This window comes from Streptacidiphilus sp. P02-A3a (assembly GCF_014084105.1).
Lineage (GTDB): Bacteria > Actinomycetota > Actinomycetes > Streptomycetales > Streptomycetaceae > Streptacidiphilus.
The window spans coordinates 2,171,568-2,191,149 of sequence record NZ_CP048289.1; the positions used below are offsets into that span (position 1 = coordinate 2,171,568).

Sequence of the window (19,582 nt, forward strand, 5' to 3'; positions counted from 1 at the left end):
CACGGTCTCCCGGTCGCCACCACCGGCGCCCGCTGACGGCCCTGCGCGTTATACGGCCCCGGCCAGTGATTCCAGGGACGTCTGCCAGAGCCGGTCGGCGGCGGCCGGGTCCAACGCGTGGGCCGCCACTCCGCCGGGCGTGCCGTCCACGTGGGCGTGGGCCTGGTTGCAGTCCTCGAAGTACCGGCCGCCCATGCCGTCGAGCCGCGGCCAGGTCGCCGCGAGCACGGAGGTGGCGGCGCCCTGCTCGGGGGTCTTGAACACGTAGCCGCCGGTGGCGATCGTGGCGTTGAGGGCCTCCTGGTCCATGTGCCGCGTCAGATTCGACAGGATCGCCCCCGGGTGAACCGCGTTGACGGTGATGCCGTGGTCGGCCCAGCGACGCTGGGCCCCGACCGCGAAGAGCGCGGTGGCCGTCTTGGACTGGGCGTAGGCGGTACCGGGATCGTAGGCCCGCCGCCGGAAGTGGATGTCGTCGAAGTCCACCGGGGCCTGCAGGTGGGCGACGGAGCTGAGCGACACCACGCGAGCGCGACCTGCCGCCGCCAGCGCCGGGTGCAGCCCGGTGGCGAGCGCGAAGTGGCCCAGGTGGTTGGTCGCGAACTGTAGCTCCCAGCCCTCGGGCGTGCGCTGTTCGGGTGTCCGCATCACCCCGGCGTTGTTGACCAGGAGGTGCAGCGGCCCCTCCCACGCGGCGACGAAGGCGCGGACCGACCGCTGGTCGGCCAGGTCGAGCGGCGCGACCAGGACCCGCTCGCTGCCGGTGCTCGACCGGAGGTCCTCGGCGCTCCGCCGACCGGCCTCCGGATCCCGCACCGCCAAGGTCACCTCGGCGCCGGCCGCGGCCAGTGCCCGGGCGGTCTCGATGCCGATGCCCGACGAGCCACCGGTGACGACGGCCCGCCGACCGGTCAGATCGACGCCGGCCACCACCTCGGCGGCGGTCGACCGCTCGTCGAACGGTGTGGTGACGCGCATGGGTGCACTGGGTTCACTCATCGGACTGCCCTTCGGTCAGGCCCCGGGTGGGGCACGCGGGGCCGCCCGGCGGACGGCCCACTACCAGCGAACCACTGTCAGCCGGCCCTGCGGCGGGGTAGAGGGTGCTGCTTCGACCGGGGGTCCGGCAGTACCTCCCACACGCCGTGCCCAGGGCCCGGAGCGGTCCTAACCTGGGGAGCATGAGTGAGCCTTCCACCGATCCGGGCGGCAACGCCGAGCTGCGGGAGTTCCTGCGCTCGCGCCGGGCCCGGATCACCCCCGAGGACGCCGGACTGCCCCCGCGGTCGGGCACCCGGCGGGTGCCCGGGCTGCGCCGTGAGGAGGTCGCCCAGCTGGCCGGGGTCAGCGTGGACTACTACGTGCGTCTGGAGCGCGGCCGCGGCACGAACGTCTCCGAGGGCGTGCTGGACGCGGTCGCCCGGGCCCTGTGCCTCAACGACACCGAGCGCGGCCACCTGTTCGCCCTGGCCAGGCCCACCCGTACCCGCCGTCGGCCGATGCCCGCGCAGCGGGTCAGGCCCGGCCTGTACCGCATCTTGGACACCCTGACCGGCAATCCGGCCCTGGTCCTGGGGCACCGCTCGGACGTGCTGGCGAGCAACCGGCTGGCCCGGGCCCTGTACACCGACTTCGAGGCGCTGCCGCAGCGCGAGCGCAATATGGCCCGCTTCGTGTTCCTCGACCCGGCCGCCCGTGAGCTGTACGTCGACTGGGAGCGGTCCGCGCGCGGCACCGTCGCCTCGTTGCACCTCTACGCGGGGGCGCACCCGGACGACCCCCGGCTTGCCGAATTGGTGGGCGAACTGTCGCTGCGCGACGGCGACTTCCGGCGCTGGTGGGCCGACCACGACGTGCTGCGGCGCAGCCACGGCAGCAAGCGGTACCGCCATCCGCTGGTCGGCGAGCTCACCCTCGACTACGAGGCCCTCAACCCCACCGGTGACCCCGAGCAGACCCTCGGTCTGCACACCGCCGAACCAGGGTCACCATCGGAGGACGCGCTACGGCTGCTGGCCGCCTGGAGCAGCCCTCCGGCCACCGCGCCACTGCCGGACCACGCGCCCGGCGAGGGCTGACCAGCGGTCGACCGCAGCGGCGGCCACTGCCGCCGCCACTACCGCCGCCACTGCCGGTAGGCGGCCTTCGGCGAGGCCCGGAACCCGATGACGTGGCGGAGGGTCCACGTGGGGCAGGTGCGTTCGGGGGGCAGATGGACCGCCCGAGGTGCGCGGGCACTGCCGCGTCAGTACGCCGCCTGGTTCCGGATGACGATGAGGCCGACGATCCGGCCGTCACGGACGGTGAAGTAGTTCGTCATGATCAGCTCGTCGGGCAGGTTCGTCTTGTCGTACTGGCCGTCGTAGCGCGCACGCACGATCGTGTCGCCGTAGTGGTCGACGACCTCGGTCACCTCCAGGGTCACCTTGTCCCCGACCATCTCCTTGGTGACCCAGCGGCGGATCGCCGCAGCGCCCCAGAACTCCCGTCGCGCGTCGTTGACCAGGGCGTCCTCGGCGAAGGTGGCGACGATCGCGTCCACGTCGAAGGCGTTGACGGCACGGATGTGCTCCGCGAGCACCGGACTGAGCGCGGTACTGGTATCGGTCATGGCACTTCTCCTCATCGAGCTTCCCGGACCACCGATCCGGCGGCCTCATGTCAAAGCTCGGCGCTCCGGCCAGGGGAGGGTCAACACCACCGTGGCGCGTTGACCCTCCCGCACGGGGAGGGTTGACACTGGGACCATGAAAGAAGGTCTTACTGTCGGGGACTTCTCCCGGGTCACGCACCTGAGCGTCAAGACGCTGCGGCACTACCACCAGGTGGGCCTGCTGGAGCCCGCCACGGTGGACCCGGGCAACGGCTACCGCTACTACGCGCCCGACCAGATCCCCTCCGCCCAGGTCATCCGTCGGCTACGGGACCTGGAGATGCCGGTCGCCGAGGTCAAGGCCGTCCTGAACGCCCCCGACACCGCCGCGCGCAACGCCCTGATCACCACCCACTTGAACCGGCTTGAGACCGAACTCGCCCAGACCCGCGCCGCCGTCGACTCCCTGCGCAACCTGCTGCAACGCCCGGCGGCGGCCAGGTCCATCGAGCACCGCACCGTGCCCGCGACCCCAGCCGTCGGCATCCGGCAGATCGTGGACCGCGACGACATCCTCGCCTGGTGGCACGGCGCCCTGGGCGAACTGCACGCCACCGTCCACGCCCAGCAGTTGCACCGGGCCGGGCCGAGCGGCGGCCTGTACGACAGCGAGCTGTTCCAGCACGACCGAGGGGAGGCCGTCGTGTTCATCCCCGTCGACGGCGGTGTGCGCGCGATCGGCCGGGTGGAGCCCTTCCTGGTGCCCGGCGCGGAACTCGCGGTCATCACCCACCACGGCCCCCTGGCCGATGTGGACCTCGCCTACGCCGAACTCGGCTCCTACGCCACCACCCACGAAATCAGCGTCTCCGGCCCGCTGCGCGAGACCTACCTGCGCGACGCCCACGACACACCGGACGAGACCCGCTGGGAAACCGAGATCGGCTGGCCCGTCTTCCGCGCCGACAACCACCCCGCGCACCCGGCGTGATCCCGCCCGCCACACCGATCAGCCCCCGGTACTGCCTCGCACGGTGGACTCGGACGCCTCATCCGCGGGACCGATCGACTCGGTGCGCGACCGGGTGGGCAAGCGTGGCGTGTCGCCATACGTCGAGGCGGCGGTGCGGCGCCAGATCGAGCGTGACAACCTTCAGGCGATGATCCGGGCCAACGAGGAGATCCACGGTGCGCTCACGCCGGAGGAGATTCAGGCCGCCCGCGAGGAGATCTACGGCGCGGCGCCGCGCGGCGAGGTCGCGTGAGCGGGACCTGGGTCCTCGACAGCGAGGCCCTTTCGCTCTACCTGCGAGCGGATCGGAAGATGACAGCACGCCTGCCCGCCCGACGGTAGCCGAGGAGGCGTTCGGCCTGGGCGCGCACAACGCGTTGGCTCGGGCACTGGGTGATCTCGCCGTCAGCCATGGCACTTGAGCTTGATCAGCAGGGTGTCGTCCGGAAGCGACAGCAGGTAGTCGGCGATGTCACGCTGGTACCTCAGGCCGTCCACCAGGTGGGGGCAGGTGTCTTCGGACTCGCAGGTCGCGTGCAACGGCCGCCAGCCGTCCTCGATCCACCAGCCGTCCAGCGTCAGCACGTCGCCCTGCCGGGCGACCTGCTGCGACAACTGCGCCAGCCCCATGGCTCCCTGGGCGAACGCGTCGAACAGGAAGGGCTGACGGTCCAGGCACACCAGTGGCCCGTGGGCCGGAGACGAACTGATGGGATGAGCGAGGAACGCCCGCAGTAGTGGCTGCGATCGGAAATCGGCGTCCATCGATGCGACCGAGTAGTTCTGTGGATCGGCCTTGCGGCGAGCCCGGAGCGCCGACCATGGCACCATCGGTGGATGCTCGGCGGCAAGGGCGTGCCACACCTCCCACGCCTCATCGAGCCGGGCTCTGGCGGACGTCACCTGCGCGGACTGCGCACGCAGGCCGGAGACGTCCAACAGTTCCCGAGGCCCGCCGACACAGGTCCCCGGCAGGCTGGGGAGCGCTGTGCCGTCACGGTGGCTTTGGTCGTGGACCAGGCGCGGATCATCTTCGCATCCGGGTAGGACCGAGAAGCCAACACCGTCACTGCCACCCCTGATCGCCCACCCGTCCCACATGCCCCGCCAACCGTAGCCACCGAGCAGCTGGAACGGTGCCAGAGCCTCCCCGAGAGCCGCGGGGAGATCGCCTCGTGCCCCCGCCGGAAGACAAACCGTCACCTGGATCCCAGCCAAGTCCACCCCTGCCTTGCCTTGCTCGCTCCTGGGCCGGACGGCCGAGCGCACAACGTACCGGACCAACCCAGCCGGAGCGGCGGAATTGGTCTTGCCCACTGCGCCGAAATAAGCGCGGCTGGTCGAAGAGATGGGAGCATCTGTGCCGTGGGAGCCTTCAGGGGTTTCTACCGGTCGTCGACGGTCAGCGGCGCGCTGGTGGCGATGAAGTAGCGGGCTGGGCAGGGCTGTTGGACCTTCGCGAGCTCGACCTTGATCAGATGGTTGAGGACATCGGCGGAGATGGCGCGGGGCCAGTCCTTGCACTCGCCGACGGTTGTGGTCCCGTCTGCGGCCGCGTGTCGCAGGTCGATTCCTTGGTCCCTGCCACGGGGGAGGATTTCCAACCGGCACCCGAGGAGATCGCTGAACGGATCCTGGCAGACCGTCTCGAAGTCGAGGTCGGTCAGTCGTCCCAAGACGAAGGAGCCTATCTCCAGGTCAAACTTTGCCGAGGTCGATCTCTACGGTGAACGGAGCGATGGTCCTGACCATGCCGGTGAACACCTCTGCATCGCGGTAGGACCGGCTCGCGGGGTCGAGGACGTAGGTGTAGATGATCGGAATGCCGGTAGCGGCCTGCTCGACTCTCCAGTAGAAGGCGATGCCGGCGCCGGCATACTGATCCACCTTCACGATGCGGTCGGTGGTCTCCGAACCTGGTGACACGACCTCGACGACAAGGAGAACGTGTTCCGGACGGGTGGGCGTGAGGTCGATGGTCTCGGCTCGGTAGACCACGACATCGGGCCTCCGGTTGGTGAGCGGTACGTCCTGCAACCGGACGTCGAAGTCCGTATCGGCGTTCCAGTCCGGGCCGGCAGCCGCGTCCAGGGCGTTCGCCAGGATCCGGGCCAGACGGTTGTGCCGCTTGTACGCGCTGGGACTCACGACCACCATCCCGTCCACGATCTCGATACCCGCGCACTGCTCCGCGGACCAGGAGCCGTACTCGTCCGCGGTGATCTGGTTGTGCATCCACGCGGGAGCGACCATCTCGGCGGTCATCGGCGTACCTCCTTGAGCCTGCTCGATGGGCCTGGCTCCGTCGGGCCCAGCGTACAGTTCCCCGACTCCGGTCGAACGGTGGCCATGGGGGAGAAGCGTTCGCGGAGGCGGCGCGGCGGGGGAGCCTGCGCCGTGAGGCGTGGGCTGTGTGGGGTGCCGCTGGTGTGACCCTTTGGCGCACAAGTAGGCCCATGGGGGTGTCCTGGGCCAGTACGCACAGTGAGCGCCCGCTGCGCGATCGCCTGGGTGGGGCGTCCGCGCCCGAGTTCGATCTCGGGTCACGCCGGATGCACACGGCGGGCGTCTGACTGCTGTCGGGATGCCAAAGACGGCGTCGCCGCAGCACGAAAACTCCGTGGCCTGCGGCGACGCCGTTGTGCTAGCTATGAATGAGCCCAGCTCAGAGGCCCTTTAGATGTCGAAGTACAGCTCGAACTCGTGCGGGTGGGGGCGGAGGGCGATGGGGGCGACCTCGGCGGTGCGCTTGTAGTCGATCCAGGTCTCGATCAGGTCCGGGGTGAAGACGCCGCCGGCCAGGAGGTAGTCGTGGTCGGCTTCGAGGGCCTCCAGGACGGCCGGGAGGGTGGCCGGGACCTGGGGGACCGCCGAGTGCTCATCGGGGGCCAGCTCGTAGAGGTCCTTGTCGACCGGCTCCAGCGGCTCGATCTTGTTCTTGACGCCGTCGAGCCCGGCCAGCAGCATCGCCGAGAAGGCGAGGTACGGGTTGGAGGAGGGGTCGGGCGCGCGGAACTCGATGCGCTTGGCCTTGGGGTTCGCGCCGGTGATCGGGATGCGGATCGCGGCGGAGCGGTTGCGCTGCGAGTACACCAGGTTGACCGGGGCCTCGAAGCCGGGGACCAGGCGGTGGTAGGAGTTCACCGTCGGGTTGGTGAAGGCCAGCAGCGAGGGGGCGTGCTTCAGCAGGCCGCCGATGTAGTAGCGGGCCATGTCCGACAGTCCGGCGTAGCCCTGCTCGTCGTAGAAGAGCGGGGTGCCCTCGCGCCACAGCGACTGGTGGCAGTGCATGCCGGAGCCGTTGTCGCCGAAGATCGGCTTGGGCATGAAGGTCGCGGTCTTGCCGTTGCGCCAGGCGACGTTCTTGATGATGTACTTGAACAGCATCAGGTCGTCGGCCGCCGCGAGCAGCGTGTTGAACTTGTAGTTGATCTCGGCCTGTCCGGCGGTGCCGACCTCGTGGTGCTGCCGCTCGACCTGAAGGCCGTTCTTGGCGAGCTCCAGCGACATCTCGGCGCGCAGGTCGGCGAAGTGGTCCACCGGCGGGGCCGGGAAGTAGCCGCCCTTGTAGCGGACCTTGTAGCCGCGGTTGCCGCCCTCCTCGACGCGACCGGTGTTCCAGGCGCCCGCCTCGGAGTCGATCTCGTAGAAGGACTTGTTCTGCTTGGTCTCGAAGCGCACGTCGTCGAAGACGTAGAACTCCGCCTCGGGGCCGAAGTAGGCGGTGTCGGCGATGCCGGAGGAGGCGAGGTAGGCCTCGGCCTTCTTGGCCACGTTGCGCGGGTCGCGGCTGTACTGCTCGCCGGTGATCGGGTCGTGGATGAAGAAGTTGATGTTGAGGGTGGAGTCCTTGCGGAAGCCGTCGACGCGTGCGGTGCTCAGGTCCGGGACGAGGGCCATGTCGGACTCGTGGATGGCCTGGAAGCCCCGGATCGAGGAACCGTCGAACATCAGGGTCTCGGTGGGGTCGAAGCTCTCCGCCGGAACGGTGAAGTGCTGCATGACGCCCGGCAGGTCACAGAACCTGACATCGACGAACTTGACGTCGTTGTCCCGAATGTAGCCGGACACTTCGTCGGCGTTGTTGAACATCCATCCTCCTCGACCCGGCAAACGCCAGGATTGCGGGTGCGGAGCCGTCAGTCCCGCCAACGGCACCGTGCTGGCCACCATAGGAACCAGCCGTTTCCCTCCCGTGACTCTAATGTTTCGCGCTTGTTAAGCGCAGCAGGTCAACGGGTAGGAAACCCTTGCGGTTCCTGGCCTCCGGGGGTGTGGCGATTCAGGGCGGGGTTCACTCCCCGGAGGGTGGTCTATACCTCTTTCCCGCTTCGGTCGGGCCTACACCCGTCGCTCGGGTCCCGGTGTCCCCGGCGGCCCCGCCGGGTCGCCGCCGACCACGCCGAGGGCGGTGGCGGGGGACACCCCGGGGGCGGATCGGGGCGGCCCGGAGAGCTAGTGTGAGTCCGTGGACGACAGCAGAAAAATCATCGGGTCGTGGATCGAGGGTCCCGGGACCGGTACTGAGCAGTACGGCGGCGAGTTCGGCTACCGGGGCCGCCGACTGGGCCTGCCCGAGGAGGGGCCGGGGGCGATCGCCTCGACCGGCCGTCGGCTGGCGGCGGTCCTCATCGACTGGTGGCTGTGCGCGCTGATCGCGTACGAGCTGATCGCGCGCCACGACTCGGCGCTGGCCAGCTACTGGGCCATGTTCATCTTCTTCGTGCTGAGCGTGTGCACCCTCGGCACGGTCGGCCGGACCCCGGGCAAGCGCCTGGTGGGCCTGCGGGTGGTCCGGCTGGACGGCGGTCGCCCGAGCGTGGCCCAGGTCGCCCTGCGCAGCCTGCTGCTGCTGCTCGCGATCCCGGCGCTGGTCTGGGACCGGGACGGACGCGGACTGCACGACAAGGCCGTGGCCACGGTCGAGATCCGCACCTGAGCCGCAGGGACCTGAGCCGCAGGGACCTGAGCCGCAGGCGCGGGTGGGGCGGATGTTGGGCGGCCCCGGTCGCGGGCCTCGGGGGAGGCGGCGCGGCCGGGGCCGTTGAGTCGATGGGGGAGGACGACCCCGAGGTCAGCGCCCCTTGGGCATCCGCGCGCCCTTGGGCAGCGGCCCCTTCGGGATCGGCGCGTTGCTCATCATGTCGCCCATGGCCCGCAGCCGGTCGTTGATCTGGGTGACCTGGGCGGCCGGGATGGTCCGGGGCATCTTGGTGAGGTGCATGTGCAGCTTCTTCAGCGGCACCTGGCCCTCGCCGTCCCCGACGATGATGTCGATGACCGGGACGTTGCCGATCATCCGGTTCATCTTGCGCTTCTCCTCGGCCAGCATCGGGCGCAGCCGGTTCACGTTGCCCTCGGCGACCAGCACGATGCCGGGACGGCCGACGGCGCGGTGGATCGCGTCCTGCTGGCGGGTCGCCGCGACCACGGGGGTGATCACCCAGCCGCGCTTGATGTTGTTGAGGACGGCGGCGGCGGCCCCGGGCTGCCCCTCCATCTGGCCGAAAGCGGCCCGCTCGGCCCTGCGGCCGAAAATGATGACCGCCCCCAGCACGCCGAGCACGAAGCCCAGGATGCCCAGGTAGATCGGATGCCCGAGCACGAAGCCGATCACGAGGAGCACCGCGAAGGTGCCGATCCCGATACCGGCGGTGATGAGACCGATCTTCGGGTCGACCCGCTTGGTCATGGTGTACGCCAGACGGATCTGCTTGAGCCGTCCGGGGTTTTCGTCGGTGGTTGCCTGCCTCGCCATGAACCTCATGGTACGTGGCCGCCACCCCGCTTGCTCAAGCCCGGGTACCCGCATCTGTCTCGGGTCGGTCTCGTCTTGATCTCAGGGGGCGGTGCGGACCAGGATCCGTTCGCTCTCCTGCCGGTCCAGCGCGTGCCGGCGGTTCTCGCAGACAGCGTCCCAGGCGTTCCGGCGCGCCGTCCGCTGGCCGCCGCTGAGCAGCACCGACTCGGCCCGGCGCAGGGCGCCGGTGAGCAGCGAACGGTTGATGATGTCCGAGAACTGCGGCTGCATGGTGAACCACTCCCCTTGTGGTCGTGCTGCGGGCGGTGGCGCCGCGCTCCCCGGAGGGGACACCTCCCGCGCGGCCGCCACTCCATCGTCACCACATTGTGTTACCGCGTAGTGACCCATGGGTCAAACGCAGATGAAACATCCGTCCGTGTCGTCGAGCACACTTTCGCCACCGGGTGGCGTCACACCGCCGCGCCGCGCCGTTCCAGCGCCTGCCGGTAGAGCCGTCCGGCCCGGTACGACGAACGGACGAGCGGACCGGACATGACGCCCGCGAAGCCGATCTCCTCGGCCTCCTGCTGTAGCTCGACGAACTCCTGCGGCTTCACCCAGCGCTCCACCGGGTGGTGCCGGGGGGAGGGACGCAGGTACTGGGTGATGGTGATCAGCTCGCACCCGGCCTGGTGCAGGTCCCGCAGCGCCTCGCTGACCTCCTCCCGGGTCTCGCCCATGCCCAGGATCAGGTTGGACTTGGTGACCAGGCCCACCGCCCGGGCCTCGGTGACCACCGACAGCGAGCGCTCGTACCGGAAGCCGGGACGGATCCGCTTGAAGATCCGGGGCACCGTCTCCACGTTGTGCGCCAGCACCTGCGGGCGGGACGAGAAGACCTCGGCCAGCTGCTCGGGCACCGCGTTGAAGTCCGGGATCAGCAGCTCCACGCCGGTCCGGCCGCTCTCCCGGTCGGCGGTCACCGCGTGGATCTGGCGGACCGTCTCCGCGTACAGCCAGGCACCGCCGTCCTCCAGGTCGTCGCGGGCGACGCCGGTGATGGTGGCGTAGTTCAGGTCCATGGTGAGCACGGACTCGGCGACCCGGCGCGGCTCGTCGCGGTCGAACTCGGCGGGCTTGCCGGTGTCGATCTGGCAGAAGTCACAGCGCCGGGTGCACTGGTCGCCGCCGATGAGGAAGGTCGCCTCGCGGTCCTCCCAGCACTCGAAGATGTTGGGGCAGCCTGCCTCCTGGCACACCGTGTGCAGGCCCTCGCGCTTCACCAGCGACTGGAGCTCGGTGTACTCGGGGCCCATCTTCGCCCGGGTTTTGATCCACTCCGGCTTGCGCTCGATGGGGGTCTCGCTGTTGCGGACCTCCAGACGCAGCATCTTCCGGCCGTCGGGTGCGACAGCGGACACGTAGCGGCTCCCTCAATGTTGGTGCAGTCCAGTGGTCTGGCTGCCAGGCGGTGTTCCCAGGGTACGCCTGTGCTTTCCCGGGTCCGGCGGCGGATTGCGCCCGCTATCGAAGGGGCGCGGGTGCCGTGGACCCGGCAACGGCAACAGCGGCCGGGTCCGGCTGATTCCCGGCGCGGCTCAGCGGGCGGCGGCGGGGCTCGGGACGGCGGCCGGGGCGGCGCCGCGGCGGCCGTCCGCCAGCACCTCGCGCAGCCGGCGTTCGACCACCGGCAGCGCCTCGGTGACGGTGACGTCCCGGCCCAGCTCGGTGCTCAGCGAGCCCACGCCCGCGTCCCGGATGCCGCAGGGGATGATCCGGTCGAACCAGGTCATGTCCGGATCGCAGTTCAACGCGAAGCCGTGCATGGTCACCCCCCGGGCCACCCGCACCCCGATCGCGGTGAGCTTGCGGTCGTCGCCGCGCTGCCCGGCGTTGGACGCCGCGTACTCCGGCCCGGCGAGCCGGGGGTCCAGGCCGAGCTTGGCGCCCATCCGCAGGGTCAGCGCGCCGATGTTCACCACCCGGTCCTGGTCCACCACGGCGCCGGGGAGGTCCTCGCCGAGCACCCACACCCCGCTGCGGCCCTCGATCCGGGTGGTGCCCACGCCGAAGTCGGCGCAGGCTCGGATCAGCGCCTCCTCCAGGCGGCGGACGTACGCGACCACGTCCAGCGGTTCGGCGAGCTTGATGATCGGGTATCCGATGAGCTGGCCCGGACCGTGCCAGGTGATCTCGCCGCCCCGGGTGACCTCCACCACCGGAGTGCCGTCCAGCGGGCGGTCCTCGGGGCGGGTGCGCCGACCGGCGGTGTAGACCGGCGGATGTTCGAGCAGGAGGACGGTGTCCGGGATCTCGTCGGCGACGCGCAGCGCGTGCAGCCGCTGCTGCTCCGCCAGGGCCTCCTCGTACGGGACGGCCCGCTCGCCGCTGCCCAGGTGCACAAACCGCAGCTCGCCGCTGTCCACGTGCCGCTCCTTCTCGCCCGCTCGCCGCCGATCTCCTGCCAGGCAACTGTACGGCCGGTCGGGTGAACGAGGACGCCTGCAGCCATCAGCCGACCAATCGGCCAACCATGAGCGGACGATGTTTGAATGACAGATATTGAAATCTGTCATTCAATAGTCCATAGTTGTCAGTCAGCCAGCTGTTCAGCCACGGAAAGGACGACTCCCATGAACATGAACCAGCGCCGGCTCGGTACCGCCGGTCCCCGCGTCTCCGCCCTCGGCCTCGGGGCGATGGGCATGTCCGGGATGTACGGTCCCGCCGACGAGGCCGAGTCCATCGCCACCGTCCACGCCGCCCTCGACGCCGGGATCACCCTGATCGACACCGGCGACTTCTACGGCATGGGCCACAACGAACTGCTCATCCGCGACGCCCTGCGCAGCAGCGGCCGGGATCGCGGCGAGGTGGGCATCAGCGTCAAGTTCGGCGCCCTGCGCGACGCCGACGGCGGCTGGCTCGGCAACGACGCCCGCCCCGCCGCCGTCAAGAACTTCCTCGCCTACTCGCTGCGCCGACTCGGCACCGACTACGTCGACGTCTACCGCCCGGCCCGGCTCGACCCGAACGTCCCGATCGAGGAGACCATCGGCGCCATCGCCGAGCAGGTCCAGGCCGGGCACGTCCGGCACATCGGCCTGTCCGAGGTCGGCGCGCAGACCCTGCGCCGGGCGCACGCCGTGCACCCGATCGCCGACCTGCAGATCGAGTACTCGCTGATCTCCCGGGGCATCGAGGCCGAGATCCTGCCGGTCGCCCGCGAGCTGGGCATCGGCGTCACCGCCTACGGCGTGCTCTCGCGCGGGCTGATCAGCGGCCACTGGAGCGCCGACCGGCCGCTGGCCGCCGGGGACTTCCGGGGCGTCAGCCCCCGCTTCAGCGGCGACAACCTGGACGTCAACCTGGCCCTGGTGGAGGCGCTGCGGGCGGTCGCCGAGGCCCGGGGCGCCAGCGTCGCCCAGGTCGCCATCGCCTGGGTGCTGGCCCAGGGCGAGGACATCGTCCCGCTGGTCGGCGCGCGTCGCCGGGAGCGCCTGACCGAGGCGCTGGGCGCGCTGGACGTCAAGCTCGGCGCGGAGGACCTGGCGGCCATCGAGGCGGCCGTTCCGGCGGGCTCGGCGGCGGGCGACCGGTACATTGCTGCCCAGATGGCACACCTGGACAGCGAGAAGTAGCCCGCCGCAGGTGCTGGGCGGGACAGGGAGAGGCGGGGCCGTAGCGGTCATGGCGGAAGCAGCGCTCACCAGGGAGCAGATCCTGGAGACGGCGGAGGACGTGCTGCGCCGCTTCGGGCCCGCCAAGGCCACGGTGGTCGACGTGGCCCGGGCCCTGGGAGTCAGCCACGGCACGGTCTACCGGCACTTCCCGAGCAAGGCCGCGCTGCGCGAGGCGGTCACCGAGCGCTGGCTGGACCGGGCGCACGCGGCGCTCCCGGCGGTGGCCACCGGCCCGCAGCCGCCCGACCGGAGGCTGCGGAGCTGGCTGGAGACCCTGTTCGAGGCGAAGCGGCACAAGGCCCTGGACGACCCGGAACTGTTCGCGACGTATCAGGTGCTCACGGTCGAGAGCAGCGCTCTCGCCGGTGAGCACCTGGCCGTCCTGGAAGCACAGCTCGCGGCGATCATCGCCGAGGGCCAGGACGACGGCCTGTTCGCCCCCGGCGACCCGCGGAGCCTGGCCCACGCCGTGTTCCAGGCCACCTCGCACTTCCACGACCCGGAATATGCGTCCAGCTGGACCGGGCCGACCGTCACCGCGGATCTGACCGCGCTGATCGACCTGCTGCTGCGGGGTCTCGCCCGCCGCTGAGGGCGCACGCTCCGGCGCTCGCCAAGGGGCCCGCGTTGTCCCCAGAACGGGCGAGTGTTGTCACTCGATCGGACGAACGCCCGGCCGTACTCGGCCATTCGGGGCAAATGCTCGCTACATTCACGCCGTTCCCGTAGGGAGCTCGCGGCGTACTCCGGGGAGCATCCCCCGGGGCGCGGCGGGCGCCCGGAAGGTGTGTGGCATATGCCCCAACGGCCAGTAACCGACCGGCCGACGACCGAGCCCCGTCCGGACCGATCCGCGGTGCCGGACCGCTCCCGACCCGTCGACCAACGGATCAGCCCGCCCCGGGCTCTGGAGTCACCCGCGAGCCAGGTCGGCCCGGCGAGCCCCGGTTCACCCCGGTCCGCCCCCGGCCGCCCGCACGACCAGCGCCCGCACGACCAGCGGTCGGCCGATCCGCGCCCGCACGACCAGCGGTCGCAGAACCAGCGGCTCTCGGCCCTGATCGAGGAGGCCGGCTTCTCCCACGCCGGTCTCGCCCGACGGGTCGACCAGCTGGGCATCGAGCACGGCCTCGACCTGCGCTACGACAAGACCTCGGTGACCCGCTGGCTGCGCGGTCAGCAGCCCAGGGGAGCCACCCCCGCGCTGATCGCCGAGGTCTTCACCCGTCGCCTCGGCCGTCGGCTCTCGGCCCAGGACCTCGGCCTGGACGCCTGCGCCCCGGTCTACGCCGGGCTGGAGTTCGCCGAGTCGCCCACCGAGGCGGTCGACATCGTCAGCAGCATGTGGCGCAAGGACACCGGCGCCCACTCCGAGCTGCGCCGGATCGCGTTCACCCCGGCCGGTCTGGTCGTCCCCAGCCGCGACTGGCTGATCGGCCGCAGTGACGACCGGGTCGCCCGGGAGACCTCGCACGACCTCGGGGTGACCGCGCCCGCGCGCCTCCCGCTGCGCCCGGGTGCCCCGGCCGGAGCCCATACGGCCGGAGCCCACCCTGCTGGAGCCCACCCTGCCGGAGCCCACCCGGCCGGGGCCGTCCCGCCGCAGACCCGCCGGCCGCTGGTGCCCGGCGACCCGGGCCCGGTCACCGGGCAGCTGCCGCCCCCGCCGCCGCCGCGCGGGCTGCAACGGGTCGGCCGGGGCGACGTGGCCGCCGTCCGCGCCGTCGGCGACCTGTTCCGCTCGCTGGACAACGCCTACGGCGGCGGCCACGCCCGGCAGGCGCTGATCCGCTACCTGGAGAGCGAGGCCGAGCCGATGCTGCGCGGCCGGTACAACGAGGCCATCGGCCGGTCGCTGTTCGGGGCGGTGGCCGACCTCACCCGGCTGGCGGGCTGGACCTCGTACGACATCGGCGCGCACGGCCTGGCGCAGCGGTACTTCGTCCAGTCGCTGCGGCTGGCCCAGGCCGCCAACGACCGGCTCTACGGCGGCTACGTGCTGGTCACCATGAGCCGCCAGGCGGTCTACCTGGGCCACGGGCGGGAGGCGGTGCAGCTGGCCCGGGTGGCGCAGCAGGGCGTGGGCGCGGTCGCGCCCACCACCGTGCAGGCGCTGATGCACGCGGCCGAAGCCCGCGGCCACGGCCTGATCGGCGACGCCCGTGCCTGCACCACCTCCCTGGTGCGGGCCGAGCGGGCGCTCCAGGCCGCCCGTCCGGGCGACGAACTGCCCGGCTGGGCCCGGTTCTTCGACGAGGCGCAGCTCGCCGACGAGTTCGGCCACTGCTACCGCGACCTGCAGCAGTGGCGGCCCTGCGCGCAGCACGCGGAGCGGTCGCTGCGGCTGCGCAGCGGCTCCTACGCCCGCAGCCGGGTGTTCTGCCGGACGGTGCTGGCCACCGCCCGGCTGGGCATGGGCGAGGTGGACGACGCCTGCGCGGCCGCCACCGAGGCGCTGCGCGGGGCCTCCGAGATGCGGTCGCTGCGGGCGGTGGAGTACCTGCGCGAGTTCAGTCGGAAGCTGGCCCCCTACCGGGGCAACGCCTCCGTCCGCGCATTCGAGGAGGCGGCCCACGGCGCCGGGGTGATCTGACCCCGGGCCCGGCACCCGCCCGGCCCGGCGCCTCCGCCCCTCCGGCGCCTGCGCCGGGCGGGCGCCGGGTCGCCGGGCCGGTCGGGTGCGGGGCCGGGCCGGTCAGGCGGCCAGTCCGGGGGCGGAGGCCGCGCGGACCACGCCCAGGTCCTGCAGCACCGCCGTGGCCGCCCGCAGGCCGGACGCCAGCGCCCCCTGGGCGCTGCTGGTCTCCCGGTGGTCGCCGCAGACGTACAGGCCGTGCAGCAGCCGTACCGGCCGCCGGAAGTGGTGCGGCGGCGGCATCGCGGGCAGCGCGTCCGGCAGGTGCCGCACCGCCAGGAACTCCCAGCCGCCGCTGTCCACCCCGTACAGCCGCCCCAGGCGGCGGCGGACCAGCGGTTCCAGCGCCTGCGGCCCGTCCGGTCCGAAGCGGCGCCGACCGAGCACCGTCGAGGCGATCAGCGACGCGCCGCGGGGCGCGTACGAGGGGTCCACCTCGCTGAGCACCAGGGCGTGCGACAGCAGCTTCGGTCCGTCCGCGTCCAGCAGCAACCGGGGTTCGGGACAAGGGGATTCGCTGGCGGCGTGGTAGTAGGTGGTGACCGGGTGGTAGTCCGGCTGGTGCAGTCCCGGCAGCAGCTCCCCGGCCCGGCGGGCGTCGGTGGCGACCACCATCGCCCGGCAGTTGAAGCGGCCGTGGCGCTCGGTGTCCACCCCGTCCGCGGACACTGCGCGGACGGACACGCCCAGCCGGACCGTCCCGGCGGGCAGCCCCTCGGCGAGTTGCAGCGGCACGGCGGAGACGCCGCTCGCGGGCAGGCACAGCCGTCCCCGGGCGTAGCCGCGCAGCGCCAGATCGGCGACCCTGCTGCTGGTCTCCAGCGCCGGGTCGCCGAGCAGGGCCACCAGCAGCGGGCGGACGAAGCCGTCCAGGGTGCGCGCGGGGATGCCGCGCTGGGCCAGTGCCCAGGCCGAGGTGTGCTCCGGACGGGCCAGCAGCTTGGCGGTCGGGGTGGCGGCCAGCCGGGCCAGCGCGGCGTCCAGCCGGGCCCGGTCCCAGGGCGCGCCGAGGGGCGCGCGGGTGGTGCTGAGCGCCAGTCCCGCCCGCCCGGGCGAGCCGACCTGGTACCGCCGCCCGCGCCGGTGCACCAGCACGTCGGAGGCGAGCGGGCGCAGGTCGAGCCGGGGCAGGTCGAGGCTGTCGCCCAGGTCGGGGAAGGAGGTGTTGAGCAGATGGGCGCCGTGGTCGAGCCGGAAGCCCTGGTGCTGGTACGTCGCCATCCGCCCGCCGACGCGGTCGGCGGCCTCCAGCACGGTGACGCTCAATCCGGCGGCGACCAGGTGCCGCGCGGTCGCCAGACCGGCGACCCCGGCGCCGACGATGACCACGTCGGACCGGTGCTGCCGGGACTGCTGCGGCGAGGCCGGATGGACCTGCGGCGACGACGGCTGGTACTGCGGTTGCTGGTGCTGTGTCGGCTGGTGCTGCGACTTCTGGAGCTGGGTGGGTGCAGACACGAGGTGGCTCCCTCCGTGGCCGCGACCCGCAGCGCTCTCCACTGGCCAGGCACTGGTACTGGCCGTCGGCGCGGGTCGCTGACCGGCTTCCAGGGGTGATGCCCCGTCAGTCCTTAAGTCAGACAGGGCAATCAGCGCCATGATGGGGCATATGCCAGGCTGGCCACGGAGGGTGAACGGGGGGAGCGCAGGACGGGGCGCCGGTCACCGAAAGCTTCCATGCGCCCCCTGGATGCGCCTCTGCGCCCGCCTCAGCAGGTCTGCGCGCCGGTTACCTCCGGTTGCCGGTGACCCTCCGCAACCGTGATCCGCCCGGCGGCCGCTCCGGACCGGCTCACTGCGCCGCGCGGACCGCCTGCTCGATGGTGCTGTGACTGAAGCGGAAGCCCGAGTCCAACAGCCGCCCCGGGACCACCCGGTGGCTGCCGACGACCTCCACCGCCATCTCGCCCAGCGCCGCCTTCAGCGCCACCTCCGGCACGCTGAACAGCGTCGGCCGGTGCAGCACCTCGCCCATCGCGGCGGTCACCTCGGCGTTGGTGACCGGGACCGGCGCGGTCAGGTTCACCGGACCGCTCAGCTCGGCGGTGTCGATGATGTGCCGCAGCGCCGCCACCTCGTCCCGCAGCGAGATGTAGGACCAGTACTGCCGCCCGTTCCCGAGGCGCCCGCCCAGGCCCAGCTTGAACAGCGGGAACAGCTTCTGCCAGGCGCCGCCCTCGGCCGCCACCACCAGCCCGGTACGGGCGTACGCGACCCGGATCCCGGCCGCGGCGGCGGGCTCGGCGGCCTGCTCCCACTCCACGCAGACCCGGGCCAGGAAGTCGCCCCCGGCCGGTGCGGACTCGTCGATGACCGCGCTGCCGGTCTGCCCGTAGTAGCCCACGGCCGAGCCGGAGACCAGTACCTTGGGCGGCCGCGCCAGGCCCGCCAGCGCCCCGGCCAGGGTCGTGGTGCCGAGCACCCGGCTGTCGTGGATGTCGCGCTTGTGCGCCGCCGTCCAGCGCCGGTCGGCGATCCCGGCCCCGGCCAGGTTGACCGCGGCGTCCAGGCCGTCCAGCCCGCCGCGGTCGATCTGGCTCAGTCGGGGGTTCCAACGGACCTCGGTGCTGCCGTCGGGGCGCACCACCGGGGCGCGCCGGACCAGGCGCACCACCTGGTGGCCGTCCTCCAGCAGCGAGCGGACCAGGGCTGAACCGATGAGGCCGGACGAGCCGGTGACTGCGATACGCATGGGCGAATCATCTCAGTCGGCGGGATCCTCGTACGCTGGGACCATGTCCGACACGCTGCGCACCCGTCCCGCCGACGCCGCCGACGGCCCGCTGCTGTACCGGCTCGACCACGACGGCTGGTCCACCCTCGGCGAGGTCGCCGAGCGCTCGGCCCCGCCCACCGCCGACAGCACGCTGTTCGACGAGCGGCACCGCCCGCAGGACTACCTGGTGGCGGAGCTGGACGGGCAGGTGGTCGGCTACGTCCGGCTGGTGCCGCCGACGCCGCTGCCCAGCAACGCCCACATCCGGCAGATCTCCGGACTGGCCGTGGACCGCTCGGCCCGCCGCCGGGGCGTCGGCGCGGTACTGGTGGCGGCGGCGGTGGCGCGCGCCCGCCGGGTGGGCGCGCGCCGGGTGACGCTGCGGGTACTGGGCTACAACACGCCCGCCCGCAAGCTCTACGAGGCGGCCGGGTTCACGGTGGAGGGGGTCAGCCCGGAGGAGTTCTACCTGGACGGACGCTACGTGGACGACGTGGTGATGGGCCTGACGCTCTAGCCCGCGCGCCAGCCCGCCCCGCGCGACAGCGCCCGCCAACGACCCGCCAACGACCCGCCACAGCGCCCCACCGCCGCCCCTGCCTGACCGCCAGCCCCTGCCTGACCGCCAACCCCCGCTCAGCCGCCGTAGCGCTGCCAGAGCCTGGGGAAACGTTCCTCCATCACCCGGGCGTCGTCGAAGTCGAAGCCGCCCCCGGACGGCTCCACCGGCTCGGCGGGCCGGACCGGCAGTCCCAGCTCCGGCAGCGGCATCCCGGTCAGCTGCTCGTGCGCGCGGTCCGCGGCGTCGCCCAGTTCCTCGGCGTCGCCGTCCACCTCCTCGTCGAAGTCGGGCACCAGGTCGGCCAGCGTGTCCGGATCGGCCAGCGCGCCCTCGAACACGTCCCGGCCCTGGCCGATCAGCCAACAGCAGAAGTAGTCGAAGCTCTCGTCGCCCGCGCCGCCGAGCAGCAGGTCGGCCGCGCCCCACAGGTCCAGCCGCCAGGCCCGGGCCAGCCGTGCCTCGAACAGCCGGGCGAAGTCGATCACGTCGTCCGGGGTGAGCCCCAGCAACCGCTCCACCAGCAGTTCGGCCTGATCGACCGGGTCCCCCTGGGCGGCCTCGCGCGTCTCGTCGATCAGTTGCCAGAACTCAGTCTCGTCGGTCACCCCACCAGCATCGTCCCCCGGCGCCCCGCGCGC

At 72.0% G+C, this 19,582-nt stretch carries 21 protein-coding genes; 8 read left to right on the top strand and 13 right to left on the bottom strand.

What is annotated here, in order from left to right; genetic code table 11:
- Positions 1 to 48 precede the first annotated feature (48 nt).
- Positions 49 to 978, bottom strand: coding sequence for an SDR family NAD(P)-dependent oxidoreductase (locus GXP74_RS09710; protein ID WP_225447827.1), 930 nt, complete (start codon positions 976 to 978; stop codon positions 49 to 51).
- A gap of 203 nt (positions 979 to 1,181) precedes the next feature.
- Here GXP74_RS09710 and GXP74_RS09715 point away from each other — a divergent pair, with 203 nt between their 5' ends.
- Positions 1,182 to 2,078: a helix-turn-helix transcriptional regulator gene (locus GXP74_RS09715; protein ID WP_182451088.1), complete on the top strand. Its 897-nt coding sequence runs from the start codon at positions 1,182 to 1,184 to the stop codon at positions 2,076 to 2,078.
- A 167-nt stretch (positions 2,079 to 2,245) separates the two neighbouring features.
- Here GXP74_RS09715 and GXP74_RS09720 read toward each other — a convergent pair whose 3' ends face one another.
- Positions 2,246 to 2,611 (bottom strand): nuclear transport factor 2 family protein, encoded by a 366-nt coding sequence (locus tag GXP74_RS09720; protein ID WP_182451089.1) that lies wholly within the window; start codon positions 2,609 to 2,611, stop codon positions 2,246 to 2,248.
- Between the two features lie 136 nt (positions 2,612 to 2,747).
- On the opposite strand from GXP74_RS09720, the gene GXP74_RS09725 reads away from it, so the two are divergent.
- A complete protein-coding gene (locus GXP74_RS09725) occupies positions 2,748 to 3,584 on the top strand; it encodes a MerR family transcriptional regulator (RefSeq protein ID WP_182451090.1) in 837 nt (278 codons plus the stop codon).
- Between the two features lie 43 nt (positions 3,585 to 3,627).
- A complete protein-coding gene (locus tag GXP74_RS09730) occupies positions 3,628 to 3,858 on the top strand; it encodes a hypothetical protein (protein WP_182451091.1) in 231 nt (76 codons plus the stop codon).
- Between the two features lie 152 nt (positions 3,859 to 4,010).
- Here GXP74_RS09730 and GXP74_RS09735 read toward each other — a convergent pair whose 3' ends face one another.
- The 4 genes from GXP74_RS09735 to glnA all read right to left on the bottom strand — a co-directional run bounded on the left by GXP74_RS09735 (position 4,011) and on the right by glnA (position 7,697).
- Positions 4,011 to 4,544, bottom strand: coding sequence for a hypothetical protein (locus tag GXP74_RS09735; RefSeq protein WP_182451092.1), 534 nt, complete (start codon positions 4,542 to 4,544; stop codon positions 4,011 to 4,013).
- Positions 4,545 to 4,990: 446 nt separating this feature from the next.
- Positions 4,991 to 5,281 carry a restriction endonuclease gene (locus GXP74_RS09740; protein WP_182451093.1) on the bottom strand — a complete coding sequence of 97 codons (291 nt, stop codon included), beginning with the start codon at positions 5,279 to 5,281 and terminating at the stop codon, positions 4,991 to 4,993.
- A 22-nt stretch (positions 5,282 to 5,303) separates the two neighbouring features.
- The gene (locus tag GXP74_RS09745; protein WP_182451094.1) at positions 5,304 to 5,870 is read right to left on the bottom strand and encodes a Uma2 family endonuclease; all 567 of its coding nucleotides are present in this window, start codon (positions 5,868 to 5,870) and stop codon (positions 5,304 to 5,306) included.
- A gap of 411 nt (positions 5,871 to 6,281) precedes the next feature.
- Positions 6,282 to 7,697, bottom strand: coding sequence for a type I glutamate--ammonia ligase (gene glnA, locus GXP74_RS09750; RefSeq protein WP_182451095.1), 1,416 nt, complete (start codon positions 7,695 to 7,697; stop codon positions 6,282 to 6,284).
- 376 nt (positions 7,698 to 8,073) lie between these two features.
- On the opposite strand from glnA, the gene GXP74_RS09755 reads away from it, so the two are divergent.
- A complete protein-coding gene (locus GXP74_RS09755; RefSeq protein WP_182451096.1) occupies positions 8,074 to 8,544 on the top strand; it encodes an RDD family protein in 471 nt (156 codons plus the stop codon).
- Positions 8,545 to 8,679: 135 nt separating this feature from the next.
- On the opposite strand, the gene GXP74_RS09760 is transcribed toward GXP74_RS09755, so the two are convergent.
- The 4 genes from GXP74_RS09760 to lipB form a co-directional block, all read right to left on the bottom strand.
- Complete coding sequence (locus GXP74_RS09760; RefSeq protein WP_182451097.1) at positions 8,680 to 9,363, bottom strand: DUF4191 domain-containing protein; 684 nt, start codon at positions 9,361 to 9,363, stop codon at positions 8,680 to 8,682.
- An 81-nt stretch (positions 9,364 to 9,444) separates the two neighbouring features.
- On the bottom strand, positions 9,445 to 9,636 hold the full coding sequence (locus GXP74_RS09765; RefSeq protein WP_182451098.1) for a hypothetical protein: 192 nt from the start codon (positions 9,634 to 9,636) through the stop codon (positions 9,445 to 9,447).
- 182 nt (positions 9,637 to 9,818) lie between these two features.
- A complete protein-coding gene (lipA, locus tag GXP74_RS09770) occupies positions 9,819 to 10,769 on the bottom strand; it encodes a lipoyl synthase (protein WP_182451099.1) in 951 nt (316 codons plus the stop codon).
- A 177-nt stretch (positions 10,770 to 10,946) separates the two neighbouring features.
- The gene (gene lipB, locus GXP74_RS09775) at positions 10,947 to 11,774 is read right to left on the bottom strand and encodes a lipoyl(octanoyl) transferase LipB (RefSeq protein WP_225447828.1); all 828 of its coding nucleotides are present in this window, start codon (positions 11,772 to 11,774) and stop codon (positions 10,947 to 10,949) included.
- A 213-nt stretch (positions 11,775 to 11,987) separates the two neighbouring features.
- Between lipB and GXP74_RS09780 the strand changes: the two genes are divergently transcribed.
- The 3 genes from GXP74_RS09780 (at position 11,988) to GXP74_RS09790 (ending at position 15,624) form a co-directional block, all read left to right on the top strand.
- Positions 11,988 to 12,989, top strand: a complete 1,002-nt coding sequence (locus tag GXP74_RS09780) for an aldo/keto reductase (RefSeq protein ID WP_182456331.1) — start codon at positions 11,988 to 11,990, stop codon at positions 12,987 to 12,989.
- A gap of 49 nt (positions 12,990 to 13,038) precedes the next feature.
- On the top strand, positions 13,039 to 13,623 hold the full coding sequence (locus GXP74_RS09785) for a TetR family transcriptional regulator (protein ID WP_182451101.1): 585 nt from the start codon (positions 13,039 to 13,041) through the stop codon (positions 13,621 to 13,623).
- A gap of 465 nt (positions 13,624 to 14,088) precedes the next feature.
- Entirely contained in the window at positions 14,089 to 15,624 is a 1,536-nt protein-coding gene (locus GXP74_RS09790) for a regulator (RefSeq protein ID WP_182456332.1), read from the top strand.
- A 102-nt stretch (positions 15,625 to 15,726) separates the two neighbouring features.
- Here the strand turns inward: GXP74_RS09790 and GXP74_RS09795 are convergent, their stop codons facing one another.
- Positions 15,727 to 17,124, bottom strand: coding sequence for an NAD(P)/FAD-dependent oxidoreductase (locus GXP74_RS09795; protein ID WP_370468407.1), 1,398 nt, complete (start codon positions 17,122 to 17,124; stop codon positions 15,727 to 15,729).
- A 334-nt stretch (positions 17,125 to 17,458) separates the two neighbouring features.
- On the bottom strand, positions 17,459 to 18,358 hold the full coding sequence (locus GXP74_RS09800) for a TIGR01777 family oxidoreductase (protein WP_182451103.1): 900 nt from the start codon (positions 18,356 to 18,358) through the stop codon (positions 17,459 to 17,461).
- Between the two features lie 43 nt (positions 18,359 to 18,401).
- On the opposite strand from GXP74_RS09800, the gene GXP74_RS09805 reads away from it, so the two are divergent.
- Positions 18,402 to 18,899, top strand: a complete 498-nt coding sequence (locus GXP74_RS09805; protein WP_182451104.1) for a GNAT family N-acetyltransferase — start codon at positions 18,402 to 18,404, stop codon at positions 18,897 to 18,899.
- 119 nt (positions 18,900 to 19,018) lie between these two features.
- Here GXP74_RS09805 and GXP74_RS09810 read toward each other — a convergent pair whose 3' ends face one another.
- The gene (locus GXP74_RS09810; protein ID WP_182451105.1) at positions 19,019 to 19,549 is read right to left on the bottom strand and encodes a DUF4240 domain-containing protein; all 531 of its coding nucleotides are present in this window, start codon (positions 19,547 to 19,549) and stop codon (positions 19,019 to 19,021) included.
- Positions 19,550 to 19,582: the final 33 nt, after the last annotated feature.